The sequence below is a fragment of the Paractinoplanes polyasparticus genome (genome assembly GCF_019710575.1).
GTDB classification, from domain to species: domain Bacteria; phylum Actinomycetota; class Actinomycetes; order Mycobacteriales; family Micromonosporaceae; genus Actinoplanes; species Actinoplanes polyasparticus.
In genome coordinates, this window is sequence record NZ_JAHWFK010000090.1 from 1 (window position 1) to 12,585 (window position 12,585).

The window sequence follows — 12,585 nt, forward strand, 5'->3', positions numbered from 1 at the left end:
GGTGCAGCCACAAATGCTTCCTCCCCATGATCAGTCGATCATGTTTGAGAAGCTCCACGAAAGCGGGGGGAACTCAGCTTTACCCTCGGGCTTCGCACCCTGCCGTTACCAGCAACGCACGCCAAGGGCGGGGCCAGGCATCGAGCACGCGCCCGGAACTACGCTGCCGACGTCATGTCGGCCCTCCTAACTGCGAGTTCACTCGCGAAGTGCGACCTCGTGTCGCAACGGCAGGTCAGTACGCCTCGCAAGCCGGTCGCTCGATAGCGGGGCGACGGCCAGCCTGTTCGAACGCCCGGTCGAGCTGCCGGCGCGACCAGGCGGGGAAACGTCCCGTTGAGCCGTTCCCGGCCGCGGCGCAGCCGCCCCTCACTGCGCCAACGGTGGTATCTAGGGTTCGGGCGATGTCTGCTTCGGGTGGTCGAAGACGTCCTTGAGGACGATCGCAGTTCGTTGCTGGGGGCGAGGTGGGCTGCCAGCTTGCGGAGGGCATCGCGCACCTCGAGCGAGTCGTCCCAGTGTCCGGACCGTAGTTACCGGTCGAGCGGGGACGCGATGTCGTCATGCGTCACTGCGCAATGGCGGCGGTATAGAGGATTTCTGCCAGTAGTGTCACCGCGCTGGCGGCCAGCAGCGTACCGGTGATGCGCTGGTTAAGGGCTCGGTTCCGTGCCAGTCCGTAGCTCTGGGCAGACCAGATCGTGCCCCCTACAAGCGTGAGGGTAAGGATCAACGCGATGGTCACGACATCACCTGCCGTCGGTTGGGCGTAATTTATCTGACCGCACCGGAATCCGATCCTCTGCCGGGTTTGGGTGAATTCCGCATGAACCCGCCGTTGACAGCCCGGGTCGTCGGACACGAGCGGTGGCCGGCCGGGCCGGACACCTCCCCACCCGAGGTCAATACCTAGAGCACAACTCCATCGCGCTCTTGAGCGACCTGGCCCACCTGCTCGAAGATGCCGCGTACGGGGAGACGCAGCGCGCCGCGAGAGCGGAAGCGCCAGCATCGTCCGCAGATTCATTCGACGACTACCGCGACGGAGCAAGCCGCACGGTCGCGGACAGCCGTCTGCATGAGTTCCGACAGCAGCTTCGGTGACTCCGGGGAACTCGAACTGCTTCGCAGCGGCAACGTCGACCGCCTTCCCGCACCGCCAAGTCGTATGACTTGGGGGTATTCTCGGGTACGCCGAAGGAGCCCGTACACGCGATTCTCTGATTCGGTGAGTTCGACGATTTCCGCGCCGTCGCGCAGGTTGCCGTCGCGGTCGAGAGCCGCCTCCCATGCTTTGCGTGGCGGTGATTGAGGCCCGGCCGCCTTTGGTGATCGCGACGCACCGAGAATTCAGTTGCCAGGCCCAGGTTGCGCAGACCGCGCAGGTGGCGACGAACTTGTGGCTGCTGTCCGCCGAATCAGACGGACGAGGATCGGGCTGGCGTAGCGGTGCTGCACCGGGATCTGTTGCAGGGCCCGGCCCAGGATGTCATGCAACGCGCGTGATCGAAGCGAGCGAACGCCTCGACGTCGTTTTCCAGATCGCCGCCGGCGCGGAACGCCTCGCCCATACCGTCTACAGCCACCGTCTGCCCACGTCCGTGACAACCGCGTCGCAGCGCCGGGCCCGCCGGTCCAGCAAGCTTGGCAGGGCGTCGACGGCATCGCACGTGCCGACCCAGCCCTCCACCCGGTAGGGCCACATCCCGGCCCGGTCGGCGGCGAGAGCGGCGGACCAGGCGTCGAGCCCGGCGTCGACCCGGACCATCGCCACATGGTGCCCGTTCCCGTCAGGATCGGTGAGGATCGCGGTGGCGCCGACCGCGTCATGCCTCTCCCGGAAGCGCGTCATGCGCCTCCCGGAAGACAGCCGCGGTGGCCTCGAACCTCTCGCGGGGGATGCTCTTGGCCGGCAGCTCACCGTGCTCGAACACCAGAGCGACATTGGCCACCGCGACCCACCCGATCCATCGCCCCGGCCACGACATGACTCCGGTCAGGCCGGGTCGTCACTGCGGACGTGGACTGTTTCACCGCTGCCACGCAGCTCCTCGGTGACCTGCTTCTCGGTCATTGCCACCAGGTGCGAATCGACGCTCGCCTCACCCTTGAGCCGCTCATACGTACTGTGCACGCGCTCCTGCAACTCGCCACGATCCACATCCGGGAAACGCTGGACCAGGGTTTCGACCTGGCGCTGCAGGGCGACCTCCGGATCGACGAGACCCCCGCCGGCAGGTTCAGTCATCGCACACCTCCATCACGTCGTACGTCTCCACCGGTGATGCCCAGCCCACCACTGCAACATTCGGCCGTTGGCGCAATGTTCATTTCCGCTACGCTGCCCGTGCCGGCTGCCGGTGAGAAGTTCAACAACGCCGATCCCTCGACGGCAGGCCCGCGACGACATGATCATCTTGTGATCCTCAGCCAGACACTGTTCGGCGCGAGGACCTGGTCCGGGCTGCTACAGCCACTGGCTCGACACCCGGCAGCGGCCCGCCATCACCGCCTCAACGGAGCGGCGTGACACTGAGCCTCGCCACGCTCGTGGCGTTGGTCACGACCGCGGGCTCGCGAGCGCTACCTGGTGTCGGTCATCGAGGGCCAGGCCGCGAAGCAGTCGACGCCGATGCCCACCGCGGCGGCCGCGGTCACCTGGGCCGAGTGCCGCACTGCTCTACTGGCAGCCTCGCGTATTCGATCGGTGCGAGTTCTCCCAAAAAAGGGACTTCGCGCTGACTGAGTGTGAGCCCCAGCGACCACATTTCCAGGCGGCGTCAATCAAGCGACGTCGCGGGATGCCCATCGTTGGTCAGGCCGAACCGCCGGATCCTGTCTGCCTCAGCTGCGTCGCCAACCTGTTCCATCGGGATTTGCGCTGCCGATGGTGGCCGCGGATGCGGTCGGCGAGGTGGTCAGGGTCCGGCTGGACAACGAGATTGTGTAGGTAGGACAGCATTGTGAGGCTTCCGGTCGGGGCATCGGGTTGTTGTCGATTTGCTGTCCTACCTGGAGGCTCGCGCCTACTGACCACCAGGCCTGCCACACCTGTTCTGAGCTGCAAGATCAGCCTGGAAAAGGCTCATCCAAGCGCTGACCAGCGCAGAGGTGATGACTTTCGAGACAAGGGGCTCCCAGGGCGCCCGCGGCAGCGCGCTCACCCCGTTCAAGCGGCGCCGTTCCGGCCGCAGCTGCCACGCCGGCAGAAGGCCGTCAACTGAGCCCACACGAAAATCTGCCCGCGGCGAACACGCTACCGCCACGCTCAAGACCCGGAAGATCCGCGCCGCGCTGCGCTGCTGCCCACGCCGGACCACCGCGATCGTGCAGGCCATCCTCGTTCTGCGCCACGTAGAAGCGAACGCTACGGAGGATGAAAATAGCTCACTGTAGGGGCGGCGATCAGCGGGAGCTGGACAGCAGTTGGTGAGCGGCGTGCCGGATGCTTTGGCTGAAGTAGGCGACGTCGGTGTAGTTGGGGGTCGGCTCCTCGCCGGCGTCCCAGTCGCAGTCCGAGCCGGAGCTCACGATGCCGACCTGCTCCCAGGTGCCGTTGGGCAGCCGGTGCAGGGCCGGCCCACCGGAGTCGCCACCGCAGTGGCTCTTCTGGCCCACGGACTTCGCGCAGATCATCGATCTCGGGTACTCGGGGTGCTCGTCCCACCAGGGGTCGTCGAAACACTGCTCGTCCGGCAGTGCCGGCAGCGTCACCTTGCGCAGGAGGGTCTCCTGGGGGCCCTCCCACTTCTGCCTGCCCCAGCCGGCCACGGTCAGTGTCTGTAGCTGCCGGGGCTTGGTGGCGAGCCGCAGGGTGGGCACGTCGAGCGGCTGCTCCAGCTTGATCACTGCCCAGTCCGGCCCGTCCCACCACTCGGTTCCGCCGACGATGGCGGTGGACCTGGTAATCGTCCGCTGCGGGTCATCGAGGTCGACAGTGCCGGAAACGACAGTGAGGCTGTCGCCTGGCTGCCCATCGACGCAATGCTGGGCGGTCAGCACCAGTTGCGGGTGAATGAGGGTCCCGCCGCAGCCCACCGGCAGGAGCCGGACCATCCATGGGAGCTCACCGGGCGCGGCCTGCTCACCGCCACTGATAGCGGCGGCCGGAGGGGCCGTGGCCAGCGCGGCGGCCAGCGCCACCCCGGCGATCAGAAGTCGTTTGAAGCGCATCGGGCATCCTTAGAGAGGTCTGCGGGGGTACGCAGATAGGACGGTGCAGGTGGGCGTTTTGTGGCACGCAGGACGAATCTCACCCGCCGGGAAGCGGATCCGGCCGGTCGTGCCGCCTGGTCGTTCGAAAGCCGAGATCCCGGGCTGCTTCGCAGCCGAGCAGCGCGGATCACTACTTCGGTCACGGCGTTCACGGTCGCCGGTGTGTCATCGTTGCGGCGCCAGTAGGGCGTCAAGGTGACCATGCCGCAGGCACCGGCGACGCGGGCCATCGCAGTGGGCCGGCGCTGGGAAGTGCCGGCGGGCGGAACCGATCCGTCCGCCATCGCGTTCTGGTTCGCCGGCCGGCGGCACGTTCTCGCGCTGATCAGCGACTTGACCCGGGCCGGGGTCGCCCGGGGGCTGATGTCGGACCTCTCGGTGCTGCCGGCGGCGCATCCTTGGGTGTACTGGCCCCGCCATCGGTGGATTCGAGGCGGTCCCTGAATAGTTGTTGGGCGCTGACAACGTCTTCGTCGGCAGGAGGGTCTTACCGGTTGTGACGACCGTTATGAGCCACCGAGCGTCCGGGACGCACGGCGCGGAGCAGGAGTTCCGCGTCTTCGTCCAGGGCATCGCCGATTCGCTGCACCGCACCGCCTATCTGTTGTGCGGGGACTGGTATCTCGCCGATGACCTTGTCCAGGAGGCTCTGGCCAAGGCCTACAGCAACTGGCGCAAGGTCCAGCGGGCCGACAGCCCGTCCGCGTACGTGCGTCGCATCCTGATCAACGAGTCGCGGCGCGGCTGGCGCCGGAATCGGAAGCACACCGTGGAGGCCGGCACCCGGGTGCCGGATCCGGCGGTCGCCGACATGGCCGACGGCGTGGTGAACCGGGCCGAGCTGCTGCACGCGTTGCAGGCGCTCCCGGCGCGGCAGCGAGCCACCGTCGTCCTGCGGTTTCTCGAGGGCCTGAGCGAGCGGGAGACCGCCGCGATCCTCGGGTGCAGCGAGGGCACCGTCAAGAGCCAGACGAGCCGCGCGTTGATCAAGCTGAAGTCCGTCCTGAAGGAAGAGTACTGATATGTCTCACGACACCGAGGATCGCCTCACCGCGGCGCTGCAGGGCTTCCGCTCCGACCCGTCGTACTCGCCGGAGATCGACGAGATCCTGGTCCGCGGCCAGAAGATGAGCCGTCGCCGGATCGCCTGGCGCGCCACGGCCGGTGGCACCTTCGCCGCCGCCGCGGTCACGGCGGTGGCTCTCGCCGCTGGTGGCACCGGCGTCCCGGCCCGGTCGCCGGCGCCCAACCTCGCCGCACCGGGCTCGTCCGCGACCGCCGAGCAGCCTCCGGTGGTGCGCCTGGTCAGCCACCTCACCACGCTCAAGCAGACCGAGGGCGACGCCACGCTGATCTCGCGCAGCCAGGCCTACACCGACGGCAAGAAGATCGACGTCTGGGACCTGCACGCCGACAACGGCGACTACTTCTTCGCCAAGGCCCGCGCCGGACTCCCGGCCCGGGTCGAGAAGGGCCGCTCGCAGATGGACAAGGCGGACGAAGCCGGCCGCAAGCGGGCGGTCGCCGCGGCCAAGCTGGCGGCCAAGGGTGACCTGAACGAGGCCCGTAAGCGGATGGCGCGTGCCTTCTACACCGGCAAGAACCCGGTGCCGATCGAGGCTCCGGGCGCTGTCAAGCCCATCTCGGAGGGGGCCAAGATCAAGGCGAAGGCCACGGGCACCAAGGCGGTCGCGGGCAACTACACCGACAACTGGGTGTGGAACACCTCGATCGACGCCCTGCGCGACGGTGCCGGCGACCCGGCCGTCCGCGCCGGTGTGCTGCGGCTGCTCGACCAGATGCCCGAGATCAAGATCGAGGAGGGCGCCCTCGCCGGCCGCAAGGTCCTCACCCTGACCGCCGGGGCCCCGGCCGTCGACAGCCCCGAGAGCGTGGTCGTCGACGCCGAGACCGGCATGCCCCTCAAGTACACCAATACCTTCGTCACCGTCACCTACACGGTCACCCGGGTGACGCTCGCGGACGTCGCCGCCGGCAAGTTCTGACCTCCCCCAGGTCAGGAGGCCGCATCCGGGGAACAACCCCGGGTGCGGCCTCGCCGCGTCAGTGATCGAAACCGCAGCTGCGTGCTCGACCGATCTCGTACGCCGACGGGCGCAGCGGCGACGGCGCTGCTCGAGATAACCGGTGGAGATCGGGCCGGCCGGTGGGCGCGGCAGCATGTAGATGGCCATTTGTAAGTCCTGTAGCCGACGCAGGGTCGGCCAGGATGGCACCGGCCAGGTCGAACCCGTACTGGCCGACGACGCTCTCGTAGTCGCCGCGATCACGGCCGAAGCGGGTTACGCCATGCGAGGGGAACAAGGTCGGTCTCGCGTGGCCCTCTGGCGACAGTGCCAAGGTTGTCGAGGACGACGTGCCTGTCAAGCCTTGCGGAGCCGCCACGTCTTGCTGTCGATGATGACGCAGACGCTGGGAGACATGACGATCGCGCGCAGGGTGCCATCCTGCTGGTGGTCGATGCCTTGCACCTCGAATTTGCCGGTGCACCCGCTGGACAGGGGTAGCTGGCGCAGTGCCGTCACGCGGCCGGTCAGGTCGGCGCCTTCAGGTGTGTGGGCCAAGTCGATTTGCAGTAGCGGCTTGCTGATGCCGAACAGCGTGGCGGTGGGGTCATCGGAGGCGCAGAGCAGCGTGGTGGCGGATGAGAAGTCGCAGCCCTGTATGTCGCGCATCGGACGGTCGAGTTGCACGGTGAAGGCAAGCGGCAGCGTGGTGCTCGCGGCAGGGTTGAGGCCAGGCGTGGCGAATCCGAGCAGGCGGGTCATCGTGCCCCATTCGCCGGACAGCATCCACAAACCATCCGGAGTGATCGCGGTCCAGGAATTGTTGTGCGCCTCACCGATGCCGGCGGACAGAGGATGAAAGTACTCACTCCAGGCCCCGGAAGGAGACTGGACGCGGAACATCTTGCCGTTGCGGTCGGTGCGCTGGTAGGGCTCGACGTACCAGCCGGACACCGAGTCGGGATCGCCGACGTGATCGTAGCCGCGAGAAGACACGCCGGCCGGGATGGTGCCTACACCGGTGTAGCGATACTCCACGGTGCCATTGCGACGGATGACGGTCAGGCCTTGGCTTTCGTCCAAAGCGCGCGCTCGGTCGGAGCCGATCGTCACCCAGTCGGCCGCTGCCGCGGCGGGCGTCGCGAAGCCCAGTGTCACGAGAAGGATCATGGCGATGGCGAGAGTGGATCGCATGGCCACTAGCTTGCCATCGAAGAATGGACATCCATCAAAGTCTGGGTGGCGATCAGTTCCGTCCGGCGCCGCCGGCGCCAACACTCCACTCTGAGTTGGCCCCCGGACGACGTAGTTGCCGCCCTCCGGCGCCAGGCGCGGGTCAGTGCGAGCCGACCGATCAGATCGTGCGCCACATAGCGGGGCTCGGTGAGAATTCGCAGCGGATCGGCGGTGTCGTGGACCCGCCGCATCGGCCAACCAGATCCGCACCAACGCCTCGACGCCAACGGCATGCCCGCCTACCTGGAGGCCACCAGCAAGCAGAACCGGCGGCTCTAACCGCGCCACGGCTATCGGTCCATGGACCGGCGACAGTGACCGTCTCCGACGGCATCGCGGCGTCACGCCCACACCGACTGACCAGCGATGGCAGGCCACCAGCTGCCCGGGCAGTCGCCGCCGGCGTGTTCCGTGATGGTGCAGCAGTTCCGGCCGCTACGCGGCGGGCGCCGCATGGCGGGTGCAAACTCAGTGAAAGGGAACTGAAAGCGCCGTTGCGCAAGCTCGTCCGTGAACCCCCGGCCGGCCGGGCAGGGGGACGACGAACGGAGCTTTCAGCGTGAAGCGGAGCATTAGAGTTCTCGTCGCGACGGCGACGGTGGCCCTGTCCGTCGCCGCGTTCCCGGCGGCGGCGCAGGCCGCGGCGAACCACAACATCAGCGGCGTGACGCCGGCCGATCAGAGCTGGCTGCGCTACGAGACTACGCGGACCGACGCGGACGGCACGACCATTGTGTTCCGCCCGACGCAGCTCCCGGCCAACGGCATGTGCATGTCGCTGTGGAACACCAGGACACAGACTGCCTTCGGCAGCGGGCCGTGCTGGGGCGCGTCGAATTACAGTACGCAGGTTGTGGCGGTCAACGTGCCGCCCGGCACTACGTTCAAGGTGATGGCCCGCCAGCGGCAGAACACGCTGTGGGGCAACGACTGGGCCGGTGTGCTGCGCTACTGACCCGATAGGGCGGCGCGGACGTCAAGGGCCGCCGGGTGGCCGAGCTCCTCCAGGATGGTGAGGGCAGTCGCCCGCGCGGCCCGCGCCCCGTAGGCGTCGCCGCCGGCGGCCCGGCTGTCGGCGAGATGGCGCAGGATGTCGGCCTCGAAGTAGCGGTCGCCGACCGAGCGGTAGAGGGTCAGCGCCCGCTCGTAGCACTCGATCGCCTCGGCGTGCCGGCCGAGGTGGTGCAGCGCGAACCCGACGCTGTCGAGCGTCGCGGCCTCGCCGGAGGTGTCGTCCAGGTCGGCGAAACGCGCCAGGGCCCGCCGGCAATAGCGCAGACCCCGGCGGTGGTCGCCGAGGCGGGAGTTGTACCAGCCGATGGAGTTGAGCGCTGACGCCTCGCCGTTGCAATCGCGGGCGTGGCGGTAGAAGGCCAGCGCGAGGTGTGCGTGGCGCAGCGCCTCCTCGAACCGCTCTCGGCGCTCGAAGAGGTCGGCCACGTTGATGTGGGCGTGCCCGCGCTGCGCGGGCACAGTCACCACGTCGATGAGCCGCAGGAACAGCTTCTCCGCGTCGTCGTACCGGCCGAGCGCCGCGGTGGCGCGGGCCAGCCCGCCGAGGACTCGCCCCACCGCGGCGGTGTCGCCGACACGCTCGGCGGCGGCCACGGCCAGCGTGTTGACCTCGACGAGGCTCTGCCACTGGCCGCGCCTGTCCAGGTAGCTGGTCAGCGTCCACGCCACCCGCCACGTGTCGTGGTCCTCGCCGGCCGCCGCGAGGCCGCGGACCAGGGCGATCAGGGCCTGCTGCTCCTCATCGAACCAGCGCAGTGCCCTCGCGGGCGCACCACCGTGGGTCTCGACGACGACGCCCAGCGCGGGATCGCCGAGCTCAAGGGGGCGGCGTCCCGGGTGCAGCAGCCGATCCGCGACACTCGCCGAGTGCAGGTAGTGGTCGACGAGGCGACGCCGCGGCGCGGGTGTGTCGGCCTCGGAGGCCTGCGACGACGCGTACGCCCGCAGGAGGTCGTGCAGCGCGTAGCGGCCGGGCCCGTGCTCCTCGACCAGGCCGACGCCGGTGAGCTCGGCCAGCGGCACCCGCACGCTCCCGGCGAGGCTGACCAGCACCTCGCGCCGCAGCACGGGACCGGGATGCAGCGGCAGAACACGGAACAGCCGCGCCGCCGCAGGGCTCAGCGACCGGTAGGAGCACGCGAACACCGCGGCGACCCCGAGAGCGTCGAGGGTGTGCTCGGCCGCACGCAGCTCCTCGGCGAACACGGTCAGCGGCGAGCCGGGATGCCGCGCGGCCCGGGCCGCGACGACCGCCAGGGCGACGGGCAGCCGGGCGCAGCGCTCCACGAGCTCGTCCAGCGCGGCCCGGTCGGCGCAGCGATCGGCCCGCAGCCGGCGGCGCACCAGGTCGCTGGCCTCCCCGGCGGTCGGCAGCGGCAGTGCCAGCACCTCGGCGCCGACGGCGACGGCCAGCCCGGCCAGCTCGTTGCGGCTTGTCACGAGCGTCATCGCGGCGTCGCCGGAGGGCAGCAGCGGCTCCACCTGCGCGGCGTCGCGGGCGTTGTCGAGCACGATCAGCACGCGTCGCCCGGCCAGGGTGGAGCGGTAGAGCGCGATCCGGGCCGCCGCGGTCACCGGCATCACGGGCACGCCCAGCGCGTCGAGGAAGCCGTACAGGATCTCGTCGGGGTCCGCGGCGGCCAGCGTGGCCGGGTCGAACCCGCGCAGGTCCGCGTACAGCTGGCCATCCGGGAAATGGGTGGCTGCACGCAACGCCCAGTGCCGCGCGAGGGTGGTCTTGCCGACCCCGGCAGTGCCGACGACCGCCACCACGGGTGTGCCGGCCGCGCGCCATTTGTCGAGGTGCCGAAGCTCGGCGTCGCGGCCGGTGAAGAAGCGCGTTGCGGCCGGGAGGTGCCGCGGCGCCGGCGTCGACGACGTGCGCAGGATCCTGAGGTACGCGTCCCGCGGCGCGGGGTCGGGGTCGACGCCGAGCTCGTCGGCGAGGCGGCGGCGCAGACCCTCGTAGGCCTCGAGCGCGGCGGCCTGCCGTCCCGTCCCGGCGAGCGCGGTGATCAGCCGGGCGTGCAGCGGTCCGTCGAAGGGCTGCGCGGTCGTTGCCTCGTACAGGATCGCCAGGACCGACCCGTGCCGGCCGAGGCGAAACGCGGCGTCGGCGTAGTCGACGACTGCGGCGAGCCGCTGGCGGGTGACCGCGGCGGCGGCCGGGGACTCGCGCACCGACTCCACGTCGGCGACGACCTCGCCGCGCCACAGCGCGAGCGCCTCGCCGAACAGGGCACACGCCTGCTCGGGGGAGGCGCTGGCAGCCCGGCGCACCATGTCGAGGAAGAGCGCCAGGTCGGTGGGCGCCTTCAGCCGGTAGCCGTCGGGCACGGAGACCAGGTCCCCGTCGAGCCTCGCCCGAAGGCGGCTGACCTGCACCTGGATAGCGTTCGCGCCGGGCGCGTCCGTGCCCCAGATCGCCTCGACGAGGGTGCCGCGGCTGACTACCTCGCCCGGTTCGAGCGCCAGCGCGGCAAGCAACGCGCGCTGCTTCGCCGACGCGATCGGCGCGTTTCCGAGCCGTACGGGGCCGAGCACCCGGATCTGCACACCGCCCACGAAGGTGAATCTATCGACCGGCCGCGACGCGGTCGATAGCGGATAAGCCGGATATAGGCGTGATGCACCTGCCGTCCAGCGGCCGGTTCCGCTACGTTAGCTCACCGATCAACCAGTCCCGGTAGCCGTCGAGATTCGCATCGAATACCTCCGGCAGCGGTACGCCGAGGCCGGAAGGACTCAGTAGGACCACGTTCTCGACGCCGAGCGCGGCCAGTTCGCACACCAGTGGCCGCTAAAGCTCCGAGGTCTCCGGAGCTCCATGGACCAACACGCGCGTACAACTCTTGTTGTTGGACATCAATGCCGTCCCTAAATTGAATGATCGCTCAAGAGGAACCTTGCTTATTTTTGAGCGGTCCGCCAAAAATTCTTGAGGATTCTTTGAGCGATCGCTCTAGAATAGAGTCATGACCACATCAGAAGCGCGGCGAGGCCGGCCGCCGACCTTCGACCGGGCCGCGGCGCTGGCCGCCGCCACCCGCCTGTTCTGGGAGAACGGGTACGAAGCGACCTCCATCCACGACCTCACCCGCGAGATGAACATCCGGCCCGGCAGCCTCTACGCGGCGTTCGGGGACAAGAGGTCGCTGTTCAACGAAGTCATCGAGGCGCACGGGCGCTCACCAGCCGGAAGGTTCATCTCGGCCGCCATGGCCCAGGAGCCCACGGCCTACGCCGCCTTCCACCGCGTCCTGTTCGACGCGGCAACCATGTACACCGACCCCGAAACTCCAGCCGGAAACCTGCTCTGCAGCGCCGCCGCCGACATCGACGTCGCCACCTACATGCGTGACCTGCGCAACGCCACCGTCGGCACCTTCGAGGAACACCTGACAACGGCCCAGCAACACGGCGAACTCCCGGCAACCGCCAACCCCCGCAGACTCGCCACCTACTTCACGGCCGTCATGCACGGCATGTCCCAGCGAGCACGCGACGGTGCCACCGCAGCCGAACTCACTGACACCGCGGAACTGGCCATGACCGCCTGGCCGGCGCCCACACCGCCCTGACTCAGGCCTTGTTAGGCGCCGATGTTGCGAGTGGTGGTGCGCAGGGGGTCGGCTCTATAGCTGAACGAGCGGCCGGGCGCGCTCAGAGCGAGGTGCCGCTCGAGGCGTCGGTGACCTGGCCGGTCGCCCAAGCGGCCCTCGCGGGAGGCCAGGGAGGTGATGATGCTGGCCGCGTCGCTCGGCGGTGTAGCGCCATCGCGCCCGGCGGCTTCGACGGCCTCCGGGCTGCGATGGCGACCGCGGCGGGTTGCTCGACCAGGCAGCCTACGTGCTTGGCGGCCAGGCGTTCGACTGTGCGGCGGCCAGGCGTCGACCACGGTGCAAGGTTCTGCCGGAGGCGAAAGCGGTCGGGCCTGCACTGCGTGCGGCGCCGCGATCCGGGCGGCTCGTTCGTGTCGGCGGTGCCGGTCAGTCAAGCCCGGCGGGCCGCGACGGCGGCGGGATCGGCACTGCAGCACGTTCGGACGCGTTGTCGCCGGTCGGATCGGCCGGAGGAGCCGCGGCCCGTTGCC

14 protein-coding genes and 1 pseudogene are annotated in these 12,585 nt (G+C 69.2%); 7 read left to right on the forward strand and 8 right to left on the reverse strand.

What is annotated here, in order from left to right; translation table 11 throughout:
• Positions 1 to 568 precede the first annotated feature (568 nt).
• From KXC43_RS49685 to KXC43_RS49700, 4 genes are all read right to left on the reverse strand, one after another.
• A complete protein-coding gene (locus KXC43_RS49685; protein ID WP_221383327.1) occupies positions 569 to 745 on the reverse strand; it encodes a hypothetical protein in 177 nt (58 codons plus the stop codon).
• Positions 746 to 1,576: 831 nt separating this feature from the next.
• Positions 1,577 to 1,852: a maltotransferase domain-containing protein gene (locus KXC43_RS49690; protein WP_221383328.1), complete on the reverse strand. Its 276-nt coding sequence runs from the start codon at positions 1,850 to 1,852 to the stop codon at positions 1,577 to 1,579.
• Complete coding sequence (locus KXC43_RS49695; RefSeq protein WP_221383329.1) at positions 1,827 to 1,952, reverse strand: maltotransferase domain-containing protein; 126 nt, start codon at positions 1,950 to 1,952, stop codon at positions 1,827 to 1,829. The genes KXC43_RS49690 and KXC43_RS49695 overlap by 26 nt, the downstream gene beginning before the upstream one ends.
• 44 nt (positions 1,953 to 1,996) lie before the next feature.
• The gene (locus tag KXC43_RS49700; protein ID WP_221383330.1) at positions 1,997 to 2,248 is read right to left on the reverse strand and encodes a three-helix bundle dimerization domain-containing protein; all 252 of its coding nucleotides are present in this window, start codon (positions 2,246 to 2,248) and stop codon (positions 1,997 to 1,999) included.
• Between the two features lie 836 nt (positions 2,249 to 3,084).
• On the opposite strand from KXC43_RS49700, the pseudogene KXC43_RS52250 reads away from it, so the two are divergent.
• Positions 3,085 to 3,396 (forward strand): annotated as a pseudogene (locus tag KXC43_RS52250) (IS5/IS1182 family transposase); the annotation flags it as partial.
• A gap of 9 nt (positions 3,397 to 3,405) precedes the next feature.
• Here the strand turns inward: KXC43_RS52250 and KXC43_RS49705 are convergent.
• Complete coding sequence (locus KXC43_RS49705) at positions 3,406 to 4,173, reverse strand: S1 family peptidase (RefSeq protein WP_221383331.1); 768 nt, start codon at positions 4,171 to 4,173, stop codon at positions 3,406 to 3,408.
• Positions 4,174 to 4,416: 243 nt separating this feature from the next.
• Between KXC43_RS49705 and KXC43_RS49710 the strand changes: the two genes are divergently transcribed.
• The 3 genes from KXC43_RS49710 (at position 4,417) to KXC43_RS49720 (ending at position 6,221) form a co-directional block, all read left to right on the forward strand.
• Positions 4,417 to 4,659, forward strand: a complete 243-nt coding sequence (locus tag KXC43_RS49710) for a hypothetical protein (RefSeq protein WP_221383332.1) — start codon at positions 4,417 to 4,419, stop codon at positions 4,657 to 4,659.
• A gap of 64 nt (positions 4,660 to 4,723) precedes the next feature.
• Positions 4,724 to 5,236: a SigE family RNA polymerase sigma factor gene (locus KXC43_RS49715; RefSeq protein WP_221383333.1), complete on the forward strand. Its 513-nt coding sequence runs from the start codon at positions 4,724 to 4,726 to the stop codon at positions 5,234 to 5,236.
• 1 nt (position 5,237) lies between these two features.
• Positions 5,238 to 6,221, forward strand: coding sequence for a hypothetical protein (locus tag KXC43_RS49720; protein WP_221383334.1), 984 nt, complete (start codon positions 5,238 to 5,240; stop codon positions 6,219 to 6,221).
• 378 nt (positions 6,222 to 6,599) lie between these two features.
• Here KXC43_RS49720 and KXC43_RS49725 read toward each other — a convergent pair whose 3' ends face one another.
• Positions 6,600 to 7,436 carry a hypothetical protein gene (locus tag KXC43_RS49725; RefSeq protein ID WP_221383335.1) on the reverse strand — a complete coding sequence of 279 codons (837 nt, stop codon included), beginning with the start codon at positions 7,434 to 7,436 and terminating at the stop codon, positions 6,600 to 6,602.
• 189 nt (positions 7,437 to 7,625) lie between these two features.
• Here KXC43_RS49725 and KXC43_RS52255 point away from each other — a divergent pair, with 189 nt between their 5' ends.
• A complete protein-coding gene (locus KXC43_RS52255; protein WP_255646192.1) occupies positions 7,626 to 7,757 on the forward strand; it encodes a hypothetical protein in 132 nt (43 codons plus the stop codon).
• A 280-nt stretch (positions 7,758 to 8,037) separates the two neighbouring features.
• Positions 8,038 to 8,433, forward strand: coding sequence for a hypothetical protein (locus tag KXC43_RS49730; RefSeq protein ID WP_221383336.1), 396 nt, complete (start codon positions 8,038 to 8,040; stop codon positions 8,431 to 8,433).
• Here the strand turns inward: KXC43_RS49730 and KXC43_RS53165 are convergent.
• Positions 8,427 to 11,057, reverse strand: coding sequence for an AfsR/SARP family transcriptional regulator (locus KXC43_RS53165; protein ID WP_221383337.1), 2,631 nt, complete (start codon positions 11,055 to 11,057; stop codon positions 8,427 to 8,429). The two genes, KXC43_RS49730 and KXC43_RS53165, sit on opposite strands and share 7 nt — an antisense overlap.
• Positions 11,058 to 11,148: 91 nt before the next feature.
• Complete coding sequence (locus tag KXC43_RS52270; RefSeq protein ID WP_255646193.1) at positions 11,149 to 11,283, reverse strand: hypothetical protein; 135 nt, start codon at positions 11,281 to 11,283, stop codon at positions 11,149 to 11,151.
• A 184-nt stretch (positions 11,284 to 11,467) separates the two neighbouring features.
• Here KXC43_RS52270 and KXC43_RS49740 point away from each other — a divergent pair, with 184 nt between their 5' ends.
• Entirely contained in the window at positions 11,468 to 12,073 is a 606-nt protein-coding gene (locus KXC43_RS49740) for a TetR/AcrR family transcriptional regulator (protein WP_221383338.1), read from the forward strand.
• Positions 12,074 to 12,585: the final 512 nt, after the last annotated feature.

Coding starts and splice junctions, on each gene's coding strand:
- KXC43_RS49700 (WP_221383330.1), bottom strand. CDS start 2,248: ATGACTGAACCTGCCGGCGGGGGTCTCGTCGATCCGGAGGTCGCCCTG.
- KXC43_RS49715 (WP_221383333.1), top strand. CDS start 4,724: ATGAGCCACCGAGCGTCCGGGACGCACGGCGCGGAGCAGGAGTTCCGC.
- KXC43_RS49710 (WP_221383332.1), top strand. CDS start 4,417: ATGCCGCAGGCACCGGCGACGCGGGCCATCGCAGTGGGCCGGCGCTGG.
- KXC43_RS49705 (WP_221383331.1), bottom strand. CDS start 4,173: ATGCGCTTCAAACGACTTCTGATCGCCGGGGTGGCGCTGGCCGCCGCG.
- KXC43_RS49720 (WP_221383334.1), top strand. CDS start 5,238: ATGTCTCACGACACCGAGGATCGCCTCACCGCGGCGCTGCAGGGCTTC.
- KXC43_RS49740 (WP_221383338.1), top strand. CDS start 11,468: ATGACCACATCAGAAGCGCGGCGAGGCCGGCCGCCGACCTTCGACCGG.
- KXC43_RS49725 (WP_221383335.1), bottom strand. CDS start 7,436: ATGCGATCCACTCTCGCCATCGCCATGATCCTTCTCGTGACACTGGGC.
- KXC43_RS49690 (WP_221383328.1), bottom strand. CDS start 1,852: ATGACGCGCTTCCGGGAGAGGCATGACGCGGTCGGCGCCACCGCGATC.